General features: G+C 71.6%; 17 protein-coding genes. 9 read left to right on the forward strand and 8 right to left on the reverse strand.

The genetic code is table 11. From position 1 onward, the window contains the following. Positions 1–207: 207 nt before the first annotated feature. The 3 genes from ACIBAG_RS21065 to ACIBAG_RS21075 form a co-directional block, all read right to left on the reverse strand. Entirely contained in the window at positions 208–756 is a 549-nt protein-coding gene (locus ACIBAG_RS21065) for a TetR/AcrR family transcriptional regulator (protein WP_399107030.1), read from the reverse strand. Between the two features lie 25 nt (positions 757–781). Beyond that, positions 782–1,255 (reverse strand): nuclear transport factor 2 family protein, encoded by a 474-nt coding sequence (locus ACIBAG_RS21070; RefSeq protein WP_399107031.1) that lies wholly within the window; start codon positions 1,253–1,255, stop codon positions 782–784. A gap of 107 nt (positions 1,256–1,362) precedes the next feature. Beyond that, positions 1,363–2,235, reverse strand: coding sequence for a maleylpyruvate isomerase family mycothiol-dependent enzyme (locus tag ACIBAG_RS21075; protein ID WP_399107032.1), 873 nt, complete (start codon positions 2,233–2,235; stop codon positions 1,363–1,365). Positions 2,236–2,363: 128 nt separating this feature from the next. On the opposite strand from ACIBAG_RS21075, the gene ACIBAG_RS21080 reads away from it, so the two are divergent. The 3 genes from ACIBAG_RS21080 to ACIBAG_RS21090 all read left to right on the forward strand — a co-directional run bounded on the left by ACIBAG_RS21080 (position 2,364) and on the right by ACIBAG_RS21090 (position 4,551). Then, positions 2,364–2,858 carry a hypothetical protein gene (locus ACIBAG_RS21080; protein ID WP_399107033.1) on the forward strand — a complete coding sequence of 165 codons (495 nt, stop codon included), beginning with the start codon at positions 2,364–2,366 and terminating at the stop codon, positions 2,856–2,858. Positions 2,859–2,931: 73 nt separating this feature from the next. Further along, entirely contained in the window at positions 2,932–3,531 is a 600-nt protein-coding gene (locus tag ACIBAG_RS21085; RefSeq protein WP_399107034.1) for a dihydrofolate reductase family protein, read from the forward strand. 87 nt (positions 3,532–3,618) lie between these two features. Then, the gene (locus tag ACIBAG_RS21090) at positions 3,619–4,551 is read left to right on the forward strand and encodes a GNAT family N-acetyltransferase (RefSeq protein WP_399107035.1); all 933 of its coding nucleotides are present in this window, start codon (positions 3,619–3,621) and stop codon (positions 4,549–4,551) included. A gap of 9 nt (positions 4,552–4,560) precedes the next feature. Here ACIBAG_RS21090 and ACIBAG_RS21095 read toward each other — a convergent pair whose 3' ends face one another. After that, entirely contained in the window at positions 4,561–6,870 is a 2,310-nt protein-coding gene (locus tag ACIBAG_RS21095) for an ABC transporter substrate-binding protein (RefSeq protein ID WP_399107036.1), read from the reverse strand. Further along, a complete protein-coding gene (locus ACIBAG_RS21100; protein ID WP_399107037.1) occupies positions 6,867–7,268 on the reverse strand; it encodes a hypothetical protein in 402 nt (133 codons plus the stop codon). The genes ACIBAG_RS21095 and ACIBAG_RS21100 overlap by 4 nt, the downstream gene beginning before the upstream one ends. 284 nt (positions 7,269–7,552) lie before the next feature. Here ACIBAG_RS21100 and ACIBAG_RS21105 point away from each other — a divergent pair, with 284 nt between their 5' ends. Next, complete coding sequence (locus ACIBAG_RS21105; protein WP_399107038.1) at positions 7,553–8,353, forward strand: sugar phosphate isomerase/epimerase family protein; 801 nt, start codon at positions 7,553–7,555, stop codon at positions 8,351–8,353. 120 nt (positions 8,354–8,473) lie between these two features. After that, positions 8,474–9,691: an MFS transporter gene (locus tag ACIBAG_RS21110; RefSeq protein ID WP_399107039.1), complete on the forward strand. Its 1,218-nt coding sequence runs from the start codon at positions 8,474–8,476 to the stop codon at positions 9,689–9,691. 205 nt (positions 9,692–9,896) lie between these two features. Here ACIBAG_RS21110 and ACIBAG_RS21115 read toward each other — a convergent pair whose 3' ends face one another. The 3 genes from ACIBAG_RS21115 to aroA are packed head-to-tail and all read right to left on the reverse strand — an operon-like array spanning position 9,897 to position 12,436. Then, complete coding sequence (locus ACIBAG_RS21115) at positions 9,897–10,478, reverse strand: RBBP9/YdeN family alpha/beta hydrolase (RefSeq protein WP_399107040.1); 582 nt, start codon at positions 10,476–10,478, stop codon at positions 9,897–9,899. A gap of 17 nt (positions 10,479–10,495) precedes the next feature. Next, a complete protein-coding gene (locus ACIBAG_RS21120; RefSeq protein ID WP_399107041.1) occupies positions 10,496–11,155 on the reverse strand; it encodes a GNAT family N-acetyltransferase in 660 nt (219 codons plus the stop codon). 45 nt (positions 11,156–11,200) lie between these two features. Beyond that, positions 11,201–12,436 (reverse strand): 3-phosphoshikimate 1-carboxyvinyltransferase, encoded by a 1,236-nt coding sequence (aroA, locus tag ACIBAG_RS21125; RefSeq protein WP_399107042.1) that lies wholly within the window; start codon positions 12,434–12,436, stop codon positions 11,201–11,203. Positions 12,437–12,861: 425 nt separating this feature from the next. Between aroA and ACIBAG_RS21130 the strand changes: the two genes are divergently transcribed. The 4 genes from ACIBAG_RS21130 (at position 12,862) to ACIBAG_RS21145 (ending at position 16,955) form a co-directional block, all read left to right on the forward strand. Next, positions 12,862–14,745, forward strand: a complete 1,884-nt coding sequence (locus ACIBAG_RS21130) for a glycoside hydrolase family 3 protein (RefSeq protein WP_399107043.1) — start codon at positions 12,862–12,864, stop codon at positions 14,743–14,745. Positions 14,746–14,886: 141 nt separating this feature from the next. Then, entirely contained in the window at positions 14,887–15,528 is a 642-nt protein-coding gene (locus ACIBAG_RS21135; protein WP_399107044.1) for a hypothetical protein, read from the forward strand. 97 nt (positions 15,529–15,625) lie between these two features. Further along, positions 15,626–15,961 (forward strand): CU044_2847 family protein, encoded by a 336-nt coding sequence (locus tag ACIBAG_RS21140; protein WP_399107045.1) that lies wholly within the window; start codon positions 15,626–15,628, stop codon positions 15,959–15,961. A gap of 280 nt (positions 15,962–16,241) precedes the next feature. Beyond that, positions 16,242–16,955, forward strand: a complete 714-nt coding sequence (locus ACIBAG_RS21145; protein WP_399107046.1) for a hypothetical protein — start codon at positions 16,242–16,244, stop codon at positions 16,953–16,955. Positions 16,956–17,019: the final 64 nt, after the last annotated feature.

Here is a 17,019-nt window from a genome sequence, read left to right on the forward strand (position 1 = left end):
CCCAAGCCGAAGCCCATACGCATGCGGATGCAGCAGCCGCAGACGATCCGGCCGCCCCTCACCACCGTGCGCTGACTCCGGACTACCTATCGCTCGCCGGCAGCAGCGTGGCGCGACCCGGGCACGGCACTCGCGCGGCCGACGGGCTGCCGCCCCTCTCCTGCAACCGCCGGGCCGATCAGCACGGGGGTATCCCCCGGTGGCGGGTCAGCGAGCGGTGAGGACGTGCGCCCACGGCTCATCGATGTCGGCCAGCCCCAGCACGGCGACCACGTTGTCGAGCATTCCGGCGCCGAACCAGCGCCGCACGGCCTCGTCGTCGCCCAGCAGCTGCCGGACGGTGTCGACCTGCTTGGCGTAGCACCGGCGTACGGCCTGTGCCACCAGCGGCTCGCCGACGGCACAGTTCGCGTGCATGAGGAAACGCAGGATGTTCCGGTCCGCGACGAGCGCGGCGTAGGCGCCCCGTGCGGCATCCAACCTCGCCTCGGGCGAGAGGCCGACCCCGCCCGACGCCGGTGAGTGGGCGACCAGTGTGTCGGTCATGACGACGGACACGTGGTCGACCGCCGCCGCGAACAGGGCTTCCTTGTTCGGGTACAGGCGGTAGAGATACGGCTGAGAGACGCCGACCCACGCTGCGATCTCGTGCGTCGTCGTACCGTAGAAACCCTTTTGCGCGAAGCAGTCGACCGCGGCGGCCATGATGGCCCGACGTCGTTCGTCGCTCTTCGTGCTGGTACCGGCGGCAGGCATGGGCGTCAGTCAAACACGGCTCCCCTCAGCCTCCAAAAGTCACGCTGAGGTCGGAGTCGGACGGCACGTGGTCGGGCGTGAGCGCCTCGATCGCCACCAGCGGGTTCCAGTAGTCCAGGTAGTGGGTGATGCGCCCGTCGTCATCGGTCCGCACGACGGAGATGCACGTCTGCTCGTACGGCTTGCCGGTCGGCAGCGCGGTGCCCTTCGAGCGGAACTCGGCGATCACCAGACTCGGGTCGACGGTGTCGTGGAAGACCAGGTCGACGAACTCGACGTCGAAGGTCTCGGGAAAGTTGCTCATGTGCGCGACCAGTGCGTCGCGCCCCGTCACCCGCTGGGGCACGCCGGCCGGCGCGTACGGGAACTCGAGCACCGCGTCCGGGGCGAACAGCTCCACCCATTCCTCGACGCGGCCTGCGGCGGTGAGGCGCAGGTGCTCGGTCAGGGCGTGCTGAGCAGCGGCGCGGCGGGCGGCGTCGTCTTCCGTGACTGTCATCTTCCCTCCTACGTTAGTGGTCGACCTATAACCTACCACGACGGAAGGCGTTGCGGGTAGTCGAGCAGTTCCGCGGACCAGCTGGGCGGCCTCTGGCGGAGCGCCGCTCAGTACACGACGGACACGATCCGGCAGGCGGCCTCAGCCAGTCGGCGATCTCCCTCGATGTCGGCCAGGGTGAGGGCGACGGCCGGCTGCATCCCTCGCGTGCACAGACGCCAGGCGGTTTCGGTATCCAGGTGGACGAGGGCTGCAGGACGCCGCAGCGGCTCTTCCGTCAGGGACCAACGGCCCTCGGCGGTGACGGTCGCAGCCCAGGTGCCGCCCGCCGGACCGGCCACCCGCACCTGGATCTGGGTGCCGACGGAGGCGGACGTGTCGCGCAGGGTGTGCGGCAGGGCGCGCAGGAACGTGTCCAGGACCACGGCGAGGGGCCCCGGATCCGGGTCGGTGGCCCGGCCGGTGGCGTGGCGGATCTGCTGGCGGTGGGTCCAGTACTCGGTGAACTCCCGTGCGGTGTCCAGCCACATCGGCGCCGGATCGACACCGGCCCAGGAGACACCGAGCGAGGGCGCCGCCGGATCGGTCCGCTCGAAGACGCGGGCGACCTGGTCGCCGACCAGCTCCAGGGTGTCGGTGAGCGCGGCGGGGCTGACCCGGGCGTGGGCGTCGACCCACTCCTGGTTGATGCGATGGATGTACGCCGTCAGGTCCTCGCCGGGCGCGAAAGCGGGGCCCTCACGATGCCCGTCGCGGTGCCGGGCGAGGCGTCCGTAGCAGTCGCCCAGCAGGTGCGCGGCGACATCCCGTACGCTCCACCCGGGAACCGCCTCCCGCCCCCAGTCGGCCGGAGCGAGTCCGCGCAGGGTGGCGATCAGGGCCGTGTGCTCGGCGGCGAAGAGAGGGCGAGCGTCGATCGCAGGGCCGAGCCAGCGGTGCCCGCCGGGCGGCAAATGGGGCTGTGGGGCCGAGGGGTCCATGAACTCAAGGCTGCCGCAAGGGTGGTTCGGGCGACCACCGGGCTTCCCGGCGTACGGCCAAGCGCTCGTGGGCCGTTCAATGCCGACACGACCGATGAGAGGGAAGGCGGCCGACCATGTTCGCGTCCATGACCCGTTCCGTCCCGTGTCCGGACTGCGGTGCCGCAGCGGACTGGGCCGGTGTGCAGGCCCTGCTGGGCGAGTCGCTGCGCTGGGACGTGGAACTCACTTGTGCGGGCTGTGGGTTCGCGGTGGCCGAGTGCGGCGGTGCGCCGTCGGAGGAGATGCGGCGACGGCTCATCGCCGAGCACGGACGCGCGGTGCTGCTTGTGCGCCGCCCCGTGGCGAACGCCTCGGTCATGCGGGTACTCCGGGCCCAACTCGGCGTCGGCCTGGCGGAGGCCAAGACCCTGCTGGGGCGAGTACTGGCGGCGCAGTACTCCGGAACTCTGCCCGAGATGGAACTGCTGGCCCGCGGACTGCGCGCGGCCGGCGTCGACGCCGTCGCCACCCCGGACACGCGCCCGGACCGCTGGAAGTGCGCAAGGACCTGCCGCAGCGGATGCCCCGACATGTCTGCGATGGAAACCAGTTCCTCGCTGCTCAGCCGACCCCACCGATGAGTTTCGGGCCGCGCCCCGGTCTCCCCTGCGTCCTCACCCGAGCGAGAACCAGCGAGAACCAGGAGTTCCAGCCATGCGCATCGTCATCACCGAGTTCATCAGCCTCGACGGCGTCGTCCAGGCGCCCGGCGGCCCCCAGGAGGACACCGACGGCGGGTTCGCGCACGGTGGCTGGTCGCACCCGTACTTCGACGAGGAGGTGCTGGGCGGCGTCTTCGACGCGGGGATGCAGAAGGCCGAGGCGCTGTTGTACGGGCGGCGTACCTATCTGACGATGGCCGCAGCCTGGCCCGAGCGCGCAGGTGACCCCTTCGCCGACCGGCTGAACTCGCTGAAGAAGTACGTCGTGACCGACACGCTCACCGACTCCGAGCTGACCTGGAACAACACCACGCGCATCCCCGGCGGCGAGGCCGTCGCCCGGATCCGTGAGCTGCGCGAGAGCGAGGGCGGCGACCTGGCGATGATGGGCAGCCCCACCCTCGTGCGGACCCTCATCCAGGAGGGACTGGTCGACGAGTTGCAGCTCATCGTCATGCCGGTGCTGCTGGGTGGCGGCAAGTCGATCTTTCCGGCGGACGGCGGGAAGCGGCCGTTCGAGCTCGTGTCCACGGTCGCCGGGAAGACGGGTGTGCAGGTGTGCGTCTACCGGCCGGCCGCCGCCGAAGGGTAGCCGCGCGGGCGCGGGCGTTCTAGGCTCGACTCGACGGTATCTCTGACTCAGTCAAATAACCCGGACGAGTATCGGGGGTCGACGATCATGACCGTCCAGGACATCCGCGCCTTCAACCGCTTCTACACGAACGTCATCGGCGCCCTCGACTACAGCCGCCACCTCTACGCCCCGTACACCCTCACCGAGTCCCGCGTCCTGTACGAGCTCGCGCACTCCCCGCGTACCGACGCGGCCGACCTCCGGGCCGAGCTCTCGCTGGACGCGGGTTATCTGAGCCGGATCCTGAACAAGTTCGAGCAGGACGGGCTCATCGAGCGCACGACCTCCCGAAACGACCCGCGCCGCCGGCGCGTCACGCTCACCGCGCGCGGCCGGGAGACCGGCAAGCTGCTGGAGGAGCGGTCGAACGAGGCGGTGGGCTCGCTGCTGGCCACCGTGCCGGCGGCGGAACGGCCGCGCCTCGCCGAGGCGATGACGACCGTACGCACCATCCTGTCCCACGGCCGCCCTCCCCGCCGCGAGGACGTCGTGCTGCGCGAGCCCGGCCCCGGCGACCTCGGCTGGATCGTGCAGCGCAACGCCGCGCTGTACGCCGTCGAGTACGGCTGGAACGCGGACTACGAGGGGCTGGTCGCGAGGATCGTCGCGGACTTCGCGGAGGATCATGATCCGCATCTGGAGCGGGTGTGGATCGCCGAGCTCCACGGGCGGCCGGTGGGCTGCGTGATGTGCGTACGGGACGAGGCCCCCGCGACCGCCCGGCTGCGGCTGCTGCTGGTCGAGCCCGACGCCCGCGGCCTCGGCATCGGCGGCCGCCTGGTCACCTCGGTCATCGACTTCGCGCGCGGCGTCGGCTACCGCGACCTCGTCCTGTGGACCAACGACGTCCTGGCCGACGCCCGCCGCATCTACCAGCGGCACGGCTTCGCCCTGGTGGCCGAGAAACCGCACCGCTCCTTCGGCAAGGACCTGCTCGGGCAGGACTGGCGGCTGGAGCTGCACTCCACGCCGGAGTGACCCGCTCGGTCACACGGCTTCCCAGGCACCGTCGCGCAGTTGGTACACCTGTGCCCGCTGGGTGACGGCATCGCCGTAGCGGTCGAAGCCGACCCGTCCCATCGCTCCTTCGAAGCGGATCCCCTGCACCGCTTCGCGGACGTCTTCGCGCGCCGTCGACGGCAGTTCGTCGCCGGTGATGCGCACGCCCTCCTTGACGGCACGGATCAGCGCCCAGGTGGCGTCGTAGGCGTACCCGCCGTACGGCCCGTAGGGAGTCGGATATCCGGCCTTCTCATAGTCCGCGATGAACGACTTGGCGGAGTTGAGCGACTCCGTGGCAGCCCCGCCGGCGGTACAGATGTCACCCGCCGCGCCGCTGCCCGCCAAGGTGGCGTACTCCCCGGCGAAGAGACCGTCACCGCCCGCGACCCGGATGTCGGGATCGACGGCGTGCAACTGCTTGCTCAGCGGAGCCGCGGCAGGATATTCGCCACCGAAGTACACGACGTCGGCACCGAGAGCACGAGCCCGCTGCACCTCGTCGGTGAAGTCACGCTGTTCGTAGTCGACTTGGCTCTGCCCCACGATGGTTCCGCCCTCCTCGCGGAACGCCTTCTTGAACATCTCCGCCAGCGAACGGCCGTAGCCGAGCTTGTTGTCGATGACGAAAGCCTTGCGACGACCGTCCTCTCCGTACAGGTACGCGGCCGCGGCGGGCGGCTGCGCGATGTCGTTGGCCACCGTGCGGAAGTAGGTGTCGTACGGCCTGGAGCGCGAGCCGCCCAGCCAGTCAGGGCCGAGAGTGAGCCTGGGGTCGGAGTTCGAAGGAGAGATCTGGGACAGGTCGTCCTGGGCGAACACCTCCTGCATGGGCTCGGCGACGGACGCGTTGAGCGGCCCCACGACTCCCACCACGTCGGAGTCGGCGACGAAAGTGGTGGCGTTCGCCTGCCCCGTGGCGGGCTGGGCCTTGTCGTCCAGGGCGCGGATCTTGAAGGTGACACCCGGGACGAAGGCGTCCTCGTTCGCCTTCTTCACGGCCAGCTCCGCCGAGTTCCTGATTCCCTCGCCCAGCTCCTCGAGGTCACCGCTCAGGGGGACGCTGACGCCGATCGCGACGGTGAGCTTGCTCGTGGTGTTCTTGGAGTCCCCGGAGTTCCCGGAGTCCCCGGAGCTCTCGGACGGGCCGCCGTCCGACGATCCGCCGCCCCTCGCGTCCTGGAAGAGTGAGTCCAGCGTCATGGGAAGTGTCCCGAGCGCGGCGACCAGCAGGGTGGACACCACGACGACCGTCCGGCGGCTGAGCCGCCACCGACGCCCTCTCGCCGCCGGTGAGCCGGCCGTGGCGGCGGCTTTCCCAGCCGGTGCGTCGGCGGCGGGTTCGTCGGCGGCTGGTTCATCTGCGCCGGGTTCGTCGGCGGCTGGTTCGTCGGCGGCTGGTTCACTCTGGACCGGTTGGGCCTCGCCCAGGGCGGCCTCGGCCAGTTCGCCCTCAGCCGGTTCGCCTCCCGCCGGTTCGCCCTTCGGCTCGGAGGGCTCAGACGGCTCGGAGGGCTCAGACGGCCCGGAGGGCTCAGGCGGCTCGGACCGCTCCGCCGCCAGGTAGCGGTTGCGGGCCAGGGCGATCGCGCCCGCTGTGTTGCCGTTGCGCTGCTGGGGCACCGGCCGGCCCTTGGCCACCAGGGAGCCGTACAGATGGTGGTACAGCGTCATCATGGTGAGAAGTGGCGGCGCCTGCGGGATCCCGCGTTCCAGAGCCCCGATCAGCTCCCCGGTGAACGCGGTGTACGTCTCCCCCGGCGGGGCCAGTGCCGTCCTGGTCTCCGACGTCGCGGTCAGCACGAACGTACCGCTGATGTCGGACATCCCGCCGAGCCCCGAGGACGACATCGCGCCGTGCAGGGCGAGACCGCTCCAGCAGCAGTCCAGGATCACCACCTTGCGCCGCGCCCGGGTCTGCGGGCTGAGCAGGAGCTCCCGGATGTCCTGGTAGCGCAGGGCGCTGTAGAGACGTCGGGGATTGGTGCGGGGCAGGGCCAGATAGAGCTCGTTGGACAGCTCGTGCACGAAGCCGTGCCCCGCGTAGTAGACGAGGAGGGTGTCCTCGGCCTCGTCGGCGAGCCGGGCGACCTCTTCCAGCGCCTGGTCGCGGTCGGGTTCGGGGAGCACGCGGATGTGGTCGGACGCCAGGCCCCACACGCTCTCGTCGTGCAGGAGCTCCGCGAGCCGGGTGAGGTTCTGGGACACGGCGGGCAGCGGTTCGAGGCCGGGGTCGGCGTAGGAGTGGGCGCCGATCAACAGGGCTCTGCTGAGTGCCGGTTGGGAGAGTTCGCTCATGACCGCGGCTGGTCGAGCGTGGCGGCGGTCGCCACCGGGGTGCCGTCACCCGGCTCGGCGGTCTGCGGCGCGGTCAGCTGCCGCACCAGCCGTTCGATCTGCTCGGCGTCGGTGCCGCTCACGGTCACGGTGACGCCCTCGCGTTCCACCAGGACGCGCGGTGCGTTCGCCCGCGACTGGCGCCAGGTCGCCACGGCCACGAGCAGTCCGCCCAGGGCCACCGCGTTGCTGAGCACGACGTCGATCAGATCCAGGCCGGGACCCATGGCGCCCGGTGTCGCGTTCCTGCCCCGCAAGGTGAGCGTCGCGCCTGCCGAGTCGGGGTCCCGCAGCAGCCAGCGCTGCAGTGCGCGAAGATGTCCCCCGTCGTCGTCGAGCACGGTGATACCGAGCCGCATGCTTCCCCCTCGCACGCTCGCACGCCGCCGATTTCGGCCCCGTATTTCGGCCTCATACCCCTGATTTCCGGCAGCATAGCGACGCCGCGAGCATCCGGCGTCGACTCTGGAGAAGCCGTTCCCGATCCGATCGCAGCCGTCCGCGGTGGAGCAGATACCGCGCACGGGCATGACGCGAGCCGGGCACAAAACGATCAGTCACGGAGGAGTTCGCAGAACGTCGTGCGGGAAGTGCCCGCGCGGGTCATGCCCGACCTGGACCGGGACGAGTAGGGTCCAGAACCATGAAACTGGCGTTCTCCACCCTCGGCGTCCCCGGTCTCCCCCTCCCCGACGTGCTGCGGCTCGCGACGGCGCACGGCTATCACGGCGTGGAGCTGCGCACACATCCGGAGGAGCCGGTGCATCTGGGCCTCGGCCCCGCCGAACGGGCCGAGGTCGCGGCCGAGTTCAAGGGCGCCGGTGTGGAGCTGCTGGGCCTGGCCGGGTACGTCCGGGTCGCGGCGCCCGGTGACGACGGGCCCGTGATCGAGGAGACCCGCAGGCTCGTCGACCTCGCCCACGACCTCGGCGCGCCCTTCGTCCGCGTCTTCCCCGGCGCCGATTCCGAGCAGAGCCGCCGGTCGGCGGACGCGATCGCCGCGCGGCGGCTGGGTACGGCCGCGGAGTACGCCACGGACATGGGCGTACGGATTCTGCTGGAGACGCACGACTCGCACCGCACCGCCGCCGACGCGATCCGCGTCCTCGGCCTGGTCGGCCACCGCCACGTCGGTTCGCTGTGGGACGTCATGCACACCTGGCTCGGCGGCGAGCAGCCCACCGAGAGCTACGCCGCCCTCGCCCCGTACCTCGGCTACGTCCAGGTCAAGGACATCGCCTCCGCCGACGACACGACCCCGCTGGCGCTCGGCGCCGGGGTGCTGCCGCTCACCGAGTGCGTGGAGGTCCTCTCCCGGCACGGCTGGGACGGCTGGCTGTGCTGGGAGTACGAGAAGCGGTGGTACGAGTCCGCCGCCCCGCTGCCCGAACTGCTGGGCGCGGGCCGGGAGCACCTGGCGCGGCTGCTGAACGAGTCGGCGTAGGCGAAATCGGCGTAGGCGCAAAGCGAGTCGGCCCGGGCGAAATTCGGTGGTCCGGTGCCGGGACCGCCGTATAGCCTCCCCCCTCGTGCCCGAAACCACTCCGCGCCCCGCCATGCCCTCATGAGCCTCGCCCGTACGCTGATCGACGTACGGCCGCTGCGCACCTCCCCCGTCTTCCGGCGGCTGCTGATCGGGCGGACCGTGTCCGTGCTCGGCAGCTTCATGACCATGGTGACCGTCATGTACCAGGTCTGGGACATGACGCACAGCGCGGTCTGGAGCGGTGCGGTCGGGCTGGCACAGGTGGTGCCCATGGTGGGCGTGGGCCTGTTCGCCGGGTCGTGGGTGGACCGGGGGGACCGGCGGCGGATCTTCCTCGTCGCCACCGTCGGGCAGGCGGTGTTCGTGCTGCTGCTCGCGGTGCAGGGGTTCACCGGCGGTGTGCCGGTGGCCGGGATCCTCGCGCTCGTGGCGGCCGGGTCCTGCTTCGGTGCGGTCGGCGGGCCGGCGGCGGGCGTGTTCGTGCCGCGGCTGCTGCCGAAGGAGCAGGTGGCGGCGGGACTGGCCCTCAACCAGGTGACCGGTCAGGCGATGATGCTGCTCGGCCCGGCGCTGGGCGGGCTGTTCCTGGGCTGGTTCGGCATCGGCGTGTGCTACCTGCTGGACGCGCTCAGCTTCGGTCTCGCCTTCTACGGCGCCTTCGGCCTGCCCGCGCTGCCGCCGGAGGGCGAGCCGGCGCGGGCCGGGCTGCGCGGCGTCCTCGACGGCCTGCGCTTCCTGGCCGGTCACCGCGTGGTGCGCGGCGCGCTCATCACCGACCTCGCCGCCACGATCCTCTCCATGCCGGTCAGCCTCTTCCCGCTGGTCAACGCCGAACGCTTCGGCGGCAGTCCGCGCACCCTGGGCCTGTTCCTCTCCGCGCTCGCGGTGGGCGGCGTCACGGCGACGGCACTGTCGGGTGCGGTCACCCGGCTGGGCCGCCCCGGCCTGGTGATGCTGTGCGGGTCGGCGACCTGGGGCGTGGCGCTGGCACTGTTCGGCCTGATGACCGACCCGTGGGTGGGGCTCGGGCTGCTGGTGGTGGCTGGTGCCGCCGACGCCCTGGCGGTCGTCTCGCGCAGCACGATCGTCCAGACCCGTACCCCTGACGCGCTGCTGGGCCGGGTCACGGCCGCCGAGCAGATCGTCGGCCAGGGCGGCCCGCACCTCGGCAATCTGCGCGGCGGCGTGGTCGCCGGCTGGTCGTCCGGCGCGACCGCCCTCGTCACGGGCGGGCTGCTGTGCGTACTGGCGGTGGCCTACGTCGGGACGAGCACGCCGGAGCTGCGGGACGGCTAGGTCGTGTCCGGCGGATCAGGCCGGCTGCGCGAAGCAGCGGCACATGCCGGCCCAGCCGAGCCGGGGTCGGGGGCCCCGCGAGGTTGTTCGAGCGTGGGGAGTCGGCAACCGACGACAACGCGGCCGGGGGTACCCCCTGCTCGAAGAGCTAGGGGGAGCGCGTGCCGGACCCCGCGACGGCATGATCCGCCGGACAGGCCCTGGGCTACGCCGGACGCGCGATGATCGTCGCGGTGGGGTCCAGGCACCAGTGCAGTACGGCGGGCCAGGATCCGTATCCGGCGTCCAGGTCGAGGTGAGCGGCGCCGGGGAGGATGTCGGTCGGGAGGGCGAGGGGGTCGCCGTATGCGGTGCCGGCGCCTTCCTCGCAGTACGGGTCGTCGTCGCCCGCGACCAGGCGGGTGGGGCCCGGGAGCGTGAACTCCAGGGCGGGCGGGGCGAATTCGGCGACCTCCGGGTGCCGGGTGAGCACGGCGCCGGACGGCGGGGCGACGAGCAGCACCCGGTCCGCGGCGGCGAGCCCGGGCAGCCCACGCGCCACGGCGTGCAGCCACAGCACGGCGGAGAGGCTGTGCGCGACCACGACCCGCTCCGAGCCCGCGTCGAGCGCGTCCAGGTGCCGGGCCAACTCCGCCAGCCAGACCTCCAGTTCGGGGTCGTCGGGGTCGGGCAGCTGCGGGTAGACGACCTGGTGGCCGAGCTCGGTGAGACGGTCGGCCAGCCAGTGCTGCCAGTGGTCCTCGGGGCGGTGGTTCTGCCAGCCGTGGAGGATGAGGTACGCGGTCATGGCGTGATGGTTTCCGGTCACCGCCGTACCGGTCCAGTGGGAGTCGACGACGTCCGCGCCAGGAACCCGGCCACCCGGGTCTCCAACCTCCCCCGGCACTGCGGCCACTCCTCCGCCGTGACGGAGAAGATCGCGGAGTCACGCAGCCGCCCCTCCTCGCCGGGAACCTTCGAGGCCGACCAGTTCCGCAGGACGCCCTCGAATCTTCCCCCGGCCTTCTCGATCGCGGTGCGGGAGCGAAGGTTGCGGGCGTCGGTCTTCAGGTCGACACGGGACACCTTCCAGACCTCGAAGGCGTGTCGGAACAGGAGCAGTTTGGACTCGGCGTTCACCCCCGTACCCTGCGCCGACTTCCCCAGCCAGGTGTGACCGACCTCGACGGCGGACAGCGCGTCCTCGGACAGCCACGAGCGGGGCTCGCAGTAGGACGTGGCCCCGACCGCGCGCCCGGAGACCGTGGACACCTGCGCGTACGGCGCGACCTTCCCGGCCGCCGCGCGGGTGAGCTGCAGGTCGATGAACCGGCCGACCTCCTCCGCCCTCGGCACCCAGGTGAACGCGTAGGTCCCGCGATCCTCCTCCGCCGCCACCGCCAGATCCGCCGCATGCCGGTGCTCCAGCGGCTCCAGCCGTACCAGCACCCCCTCGAGAACCGGCCCCTCCAGCTCGAAGCTCACCCGTCGACCCCCGTCACCGCTACGACCGTCACTGCGTCACGACCGTCACAACCGCGCCCGCAACGCCCCGAACTCCTCGTGGAAGCCCGGGAAAGTCTTCCGTACGCATCCGGGGTCGTCGAACGAGATACCCGGCACCCGCAGCCCGGTCACGGCGAAGGACATCACGATGCGGTGGTCCCCGTACGACGTGATCTCCGCACCGCCGGCAAGAGGCGCACCCGGCCGGATCTCGATCCAGTCCGGGCCGGTCGCCACCTCCACCCCCAGCCGCCGCAGGTTCTCCGCGCACGCCTCCAGCCGGTCGCACTCCTTCACTCGCGTGTTCGCCACGTCCTCGATCCGCACCGGCCCGGAGGCGAACGGCGCGATGGCGGCGAGCGTCGGCATGGTGTCGGAGATGTCCCGCATGTTGACCGTCACGCCGTGCAGTCGGCCCGTGCCGCGGACCGTCGTCCCCTCCGCGACCACCGACACCTCGGCGCCCATCCGCCGCAGTACGTCGACGAAGCCCAGGTCGCCCTGGAGCGCCCCCTCGCCCAGGCCCGGGACCGTCACCTCGCCGCCCGTGACGGCGGCGGCCGCGAAGAAGTAGCTCGCGGTCGAGGCGTCCGGCTCCACCGCGTAGGTGGTGGCGCGGTAGCCGCCGGGCGGGACGACGAAGGCGTCGCCCTCCCTCGCCACCTCCACGCCGAACGCCCGCATCATCGCGATCGTGATCTCGACGTACGGCACCGAGACCAGGTCGGTCACCGTGATCCGCAGTCCCTTCCGGGTCAGCGGCCCGAGCAGCAGCAGCGCCGTCAGATACTGCGACGACTGGCCCGCGTCGAGCGTCACCTCCCCGCCCTCGACTCCGGCCGCCGCGACCGTCAGCGGATGGTGGCCCTCGCGCTCCTCGTGCCGCAGGTCCACGCCCAGGTCCCGCAGGGCCGAGCTCAACGGCCCCAGGGGACGTCGGCGCATCTGGGGCGAGGCGTCGAAGCGGTAGGTGCCGTGGCCGGCCGCGGCCAGCGTCGGCAGGAAGCGGGCCGTGGTCGCGCCGTCGCGGCAGTAGACGTCGGCCTCCGGGACCGCCGGGCCCTGCGGGCGGCCGTCGACCTGCCAGCTGTCCGGGGTCCGGCCGACCCGGTAGCCGAGCCGGGTCAGCCCCTCGGCGAAGCCGTCGGTGTCGTCGGAGCGCAGCGGCCGTACGAGCGTCGTGACACCGTCGGCGGCCGCCGCCAGGAAGAGGGCGCGGGCGGTGATGGACTTGGAACCGGGGACGTCGACTACGGGCATGCCCTCATGATCGCCCGTGCACCGCCACCACGTCCGGGACGTCCACGGGATGGACCCGCACCGGCCCCGCTGCGGACCCCCGTCCGTTGCCCACACGTCACGTGGAACCCGGTCAACCCGGGCGTACCAACTTCGCGGATTCCGGCCATCCCCGGGAACCCGGCCCCCCTCCCGCCCGTCCAATCCGCGAGCTGCCGGAGAGTCACCTGGTGCGGTGTCGGCCCTCGCTGCTGGCTGCGATCGCTGACCACCCTCTCCGCCGCACCACGGCCGGCAGCACGCCGTCATCGGCGCGCCCCCCTCCAACCGCGCCGATGACGGCCCCTTGTCGGTTACGGTTCGTTCCCTTGACTGGCAGAAACCTCCCGGTTATTGGTGACTTCTCGGAAGTTTCCTTCAGCGCACCACCTCCGGAAGGAGCGCACGTGCCCGACTCCAGCACGGGAAGCACGGGAAGCACGGGAAGCACGGGAAGCACGGGAACACATTCCAGAAAGGCCGCAGCACATTCCAGACGTACGGTCCTCGCGGCCGCCGCGGGTGTCACCACCGCCCTGACCCTCGGCGGCACCGCCCACGCCGCCGCCCCCGACGACCGGAAACTGCGCGCCCTCATCGCCCGGATGACCCTGCCGGAGAAGGTCGGCCAGCTCTTCGTCACGCGGGTCTACGGCCATTCCGCGACCACCCCCGACCAGGCCGACGTCGACGCCAACCTCAAGGAGATCGGCGTCCGCACGGCGGCCGAGCTGATCGCCACCTACCGGGTGGGCGGCATCATCTACTTCACCTGGGCGCACAACACCCGCAGTCCGCATCAGATCGCCGACTTGTCCAACGGCATCCAGAAAGCCTCCCTCACCCAGCCCCGCGGGCTGCCCGTGCTGATCTCCACCGACCAGGAGCACGGCATCGTCTGCCGGGTCGGCGAGCCCGCCACGCTCTTCCCGGGCGCCATGGCCATCAGCGCCGGCGGCTCCCGCGCCGACGCCCGCATCCTCGGCCGGATCGCCGGGCGGGAACTCAGGGCGCTCGGCGTCCGGCAGAACTACTCCCCCGTGGCCGACGTGAACGTCAACCCGGCCAACCCGGTCATCGGTGTGCGCTCCTTCGGCTCCGAACCGGCCGCCGTGGCCGGCATGGTCGCCGCCGAGGTGGCCGGGTATCAGCATGCGCGGCAGGTCGCGGCCACCGCCAAGCACTTCCCGGGCCACGGTGACACGGCCGTGGACAGCCACTACGGCTTCCCGGTCATCACCCACACCCGCGAGCAGTGGGACCGGTTGGACGCCCCGCCCTTCCGGGCCGCCGTCCGCGCGGGCATCGACTCGATCATGACCGCGCACATCATGGTCCCCGCCCTCGACGACTCCGGCGACCCGGCCACCCTCTCCCGTCCGATCCTCACCGGCATCCTGCGCGAGGAACTGGGCTACGACGGCGTGGTGGTGACCGACTCCCTCGGCATGGAGGGCGTACGGACGAAGTACGGCGACGACCGCGTCCCCGTGCTCGCGCTCAAGGCGGGCGTGGACCAGCTCCTCAACCCGCCCTCGCTGGCGATCGCGTGGAACGCCGTCCTGAAGGCCGTGCAGGACGGGGAACTCACCGAGGCGCGGCTCGACGAGTCGATCCTGCGCATCCTGCGACTGAAGGCGAAACTGCGGCTGTTCGACGAGCCGTACGTCAGCCAGGACGGCGTCGACCGCACCGTCGGCACCCCCTCCCACCTCAGGGCCGCCGACCGTATCGCCGAGCGCACGACGACCCTGCTGGTCAACGAGGGGCCGCTGCTCCCCCTCTCCCACCGCACCCACCCCAAGCTCCTCGTCGTCGGCGCCGACCCGGCATCGCCGTCCGGCACCACGGGACCCCCGACCGGTGTGCTCGCCACCGCCCTCACCGAGCTGGGCTTCACGGCGACCGCCCTGTCGACCGGTACGGCACCCTCCGCCGCCACCATCGCCCGGGCCGTCGCGGCGGCGCGGGAGGCGGACGCGGTGGTGGTCGGGACGTACAACGTCACGGCGAGCAGTACTCAAAGGACACTGGTCGAGCAGCTCCTGGCCACTGGCAGACCGGTCGTGGCGGTCGCCATCCGCAACCCGTACGACGTGGCCCACCTGCCCGCCGTCCCGGCCTACCTGGCGTCCTACTCCTGGACCGATGTCGAACTGCGGGCGGCCGCACGGGTGATCGCCGGACGGGTGGCCCCGTGCGGGAGGCTGCCGGTACCCGTGCAGCGGGCGGACGATCCGGCGCGGGTGCTCTACCCGGTGGGCCACGGGCTGTCGTACGAGAACAGGTAGCACCCTCTGACCCTTTGGGCGTAGCACCCGTACGCCACATAACGGCCTCACTCACCACCGACCGACGCAAAGGACCCCACTCGTCTGGCGTGCGCCCGCTGCGGCGGGTCACGCTGGACGGGGGTATCAGGGGGGAGTGCGATGCGTGGGAGATGTGCTGCGGGGGTGGCAGGCGCGTTGCTGGTGCTGCTCGCCGCATTGTTGACGGGATGCCAGAGCCCGGCGGGGGCGGAGGAGGACGGGCGGCTCGACGAGACCGCGAACGAGCAGTCGACGGCGCCACCCCGGCCCGTCGGCTACGGCGCGCTGTTCCTCGGCGTCGACGAGTGCAGCTCCTTCGGTACGACGAGCTTCACCGAGGTGTCCTGCACCAGTGAGCGGGCGGCGGCCCGGGTCGTGGCGCGGCACGACGGCAAGGTGGGCGACGGTCCGCTGTGCCCCGGGACCACGGACTTCGTCCTCCACATCAGCGAACAGAGCCACAGCTCCGACGAGGACGGCGACGGCGCCATCCCCCAGGGCTACGCCTGCATGCGCAACCTCGCCCCACCCCACCCGGGCGACCCCGGCGGCGGAGGCGGCCCACGCACCATCGTCGGCGACTGCGTCTACAGCTCGGGCGACGGCCAGGTCCGCGAGACGTCGTGCGACGGCAAGGGGGATCGGAAGCCGCAGTACAAGGTCTCCAAGGCGGTACCGAAGCGAGCCGAGTGCCCGCTGTCGACGGCGCTGTACGTCCAGTTGGGGGGCGAGAAGCCGGTGGGGTGCGCGCGGCCGGTCTGACCGTCGGCGCCCACGCGAACGGCTCACTCCCAGGTGCGCCATATGTCAGGTTCATGGAGGGTGGTGGTGTCCCTGACAACGCTCCGGAGGAGGCCAGGTGACCGCTCTGACTCGGATTCCGCTGGACGGCGGGGGCTCCGTGCTGGTGGAGCAGCCCGGCCTCCCGGACGGGGGGCCGGTGAAGGCCGGTCGCGTGGGCGACACCGTCCGCGAGCTGCCGGGCACCCTGGAAGGCGCCCTGGAGCCGGTCACGGAGGCCGCCCGCGCCGCCCTCACGCAGTTGCGCAAGGCCCGCCCTGACGAGATCACCGTCGAGTTCGGCGTCGACCTCGCGTTCGAGGCGGGGGCCGTGATCACCAAGAGCCAGGCGGGCTGCCATCTGAGGGTGACCGTGTCATGGAGGGACCACGGCTCCGGCATGGGCGAGCGCTGATCCCCCGTGACGAGTTCGAGGAGCGCACCCAGTGACGCCGTCCCGTTCGACCTGCCCACGGCGGTGGCCCAGATCCTCGCCCCGGACGGCCGCGTGGCCGGTACGGGATTCCTGGTGGCCGAGGACATGGTGGTCACCTGTGCACACGTCGTGGAGGCGGCAGGGGGCGGTCCCGGGGAGCCCGTAGGGCTGGCCTTCCCGCACGTGGTGGACGCCGAGCCGCTGACGGGTACCGTCGCGGCCGAGTTGTGGCGTGCGACCGGGGACGAGGACGTGGACGGTGCGCTCGTTCGGATTCCCCGCTCAGGCCCCGCCGGAGGGACACCTGGGCTTCGGCGACATCGGCGACCTGCTTCCCTCCGCCGATGGCCAAGGCGCGCACCTCCAGTTGACCGGCGCCAACGACCTCACCACCGGCTTCAGTGGCGGACCCGTCCTCGACGAGGTGACCGGCCTGGTCATCGGCATGCTCACCGAGATCACCGCACCCGATGTGTACAAACGGGGCCTGGGCATCGCGTACGCCACTCCCACCCGGGTGCTGCGGGAGATCCTGCCGGAGCTGGCCGAGCGCGATGTCTGTCCGTACCGGGGCCTGGAGCCGTTCACGGCCGAGCACTCCCAGTGGTTCGAGGGCCGGTCGGACGCGGTAGGGCAGGTGGTGGCGAACCTGGCCCAGCAGCGCCGCCTCACCCTGCTGCTCGGGCCCTGGCGGATCGGGCAAGTCGTCGCTGATCCAGGCGGGCGTGCTGCGCGAACCGGCGAACGGCGTGCTGCCGGGCAGCGACCGGTGAACCGCCTGACGTTCAGCCCTGACGGCCGCACCCTCGTCACTGCGGGCGTCGACGGAACAGCGCGCCAGTGGAACGTCGCCGAGTCCCCCGAACCTGACAAAGCCATCGAGCAGGTCTGCCGCACCTTCGGCCGCGACCTCACCCCGGAGGAACGCAAGACCTACCTCCGCGATGATTCCGACACGTCCGTATGCCCATAGAACCGTGAAACCGGCGGCAGGCCACCCAGCACCCGCCGCCGGTGCAACACGATGAACCTCACGG

The organism is Streptomyces sp. NPDC051243, from assembly GCF_044455405.1.
GTDB lineage: Bacteria > Actinomycetota > Actinomycetes > Streptomycetales > Streptomycetaceae > Streptomyces.

Excerpts from the sequence above, each read along its gene's own strand:
- ACIBAG_RS21100 (WP_399107037.1), bottom strand. The coding sequence starts at position 7,268 with ATGCGGCTCGGTATCACCGTGCTCGACGACGACGGGGGACATCTTCGC.
- ACIBAG_RS21090 (WP_399107035.1), top strand. The coding sequence starts at position 3,619 with ATGACCGTCCAGGACATCCGCGCCTTCAACCGCTTCTACACGAACGTC.
- ACIBAG_RS21085 (WP_399107034.1), top strand. The coding sequence starts at position 2,932 with ATGCGCATCGTCATCACCGAGTTCATCAGCCTCGACGGCGTCGTCCAG.
- ACIBAG_RS21080 (WP_399107033.1), top strand. The coding sequence starts at position 2,364 with ATGACCCGTTCCGTCCCGTGTCCGGACTGCGGTGCCGCAGCGGACTGG.
- ACIBAG_RS21095 (WP_399107036.1), bottom strand. The coding sequence starts at position 6,870 with ATGAGCGAACTCTCCCAACCGGCACTCAGCAGAGCCCTGTTGATCGGC.
- ACIBAG_RS21065 (WP_399107030.1), bottom strand. The coding sequence starts at position 756 with ATGCCTGCCGCCGGTACCAGCACGAAGAGCGACGAACGACGTCGGGCC.
- ACIBAG_RS21070 (WP_399107031.1), bottom strand. The coding sequence starts at position 1,255 with ATGACAGTCACGGAAGACGACGCCGCCCGCCGCGCCGCTGCTCAGCAC.
- ACIBAG_RS21110 (WP_399107039.1), top strand. The coding sequence starts at position 8,474 with ATGAGCCTCGCCCGTACGCTGATCGACGTACGGCCGCTGCGCACCTCC.
- ACIBAG_RS21115 (WP_399107040.1), bottom strand. The coding sequence starts at position 10,478 with ATGACCGCGTACCTCATCCTCCACGGCTGGCAGAACCACCGCCCCGAG.
- ACIBAG_RS21075 (WP_399107032.1), bottom strand. The coding sequence starts at position 2,235 with ATGGACCCCTCGGCCCCACAGCCCCATTTGCCGCCCGGCGGGCACCGC.
- aroA (WP_399107042.1), bottom strand. The coding sequence starts at position 12,436 with ATGCCCGTAGTCGACGTCCCCGGTTCCAAGTCCATCACCGCCCGCGCC.
- ACIBAG_RS21105 (WP_399107038.1), top strand. The coding sequence starts at position 7,553 with ATGAAACTGGCGTTCTCCACCCTCGGCGTCCCCGGTCTCCCCCTCCCC.
- ACIBAG_RS21135 (WP_399107044.1), top strand. The coding sequence starts at position 14,887 with ATGCGTGGGAGATGTGCTGCGGGGGTGGCAGGCGCGTTGCTGGTGCTG.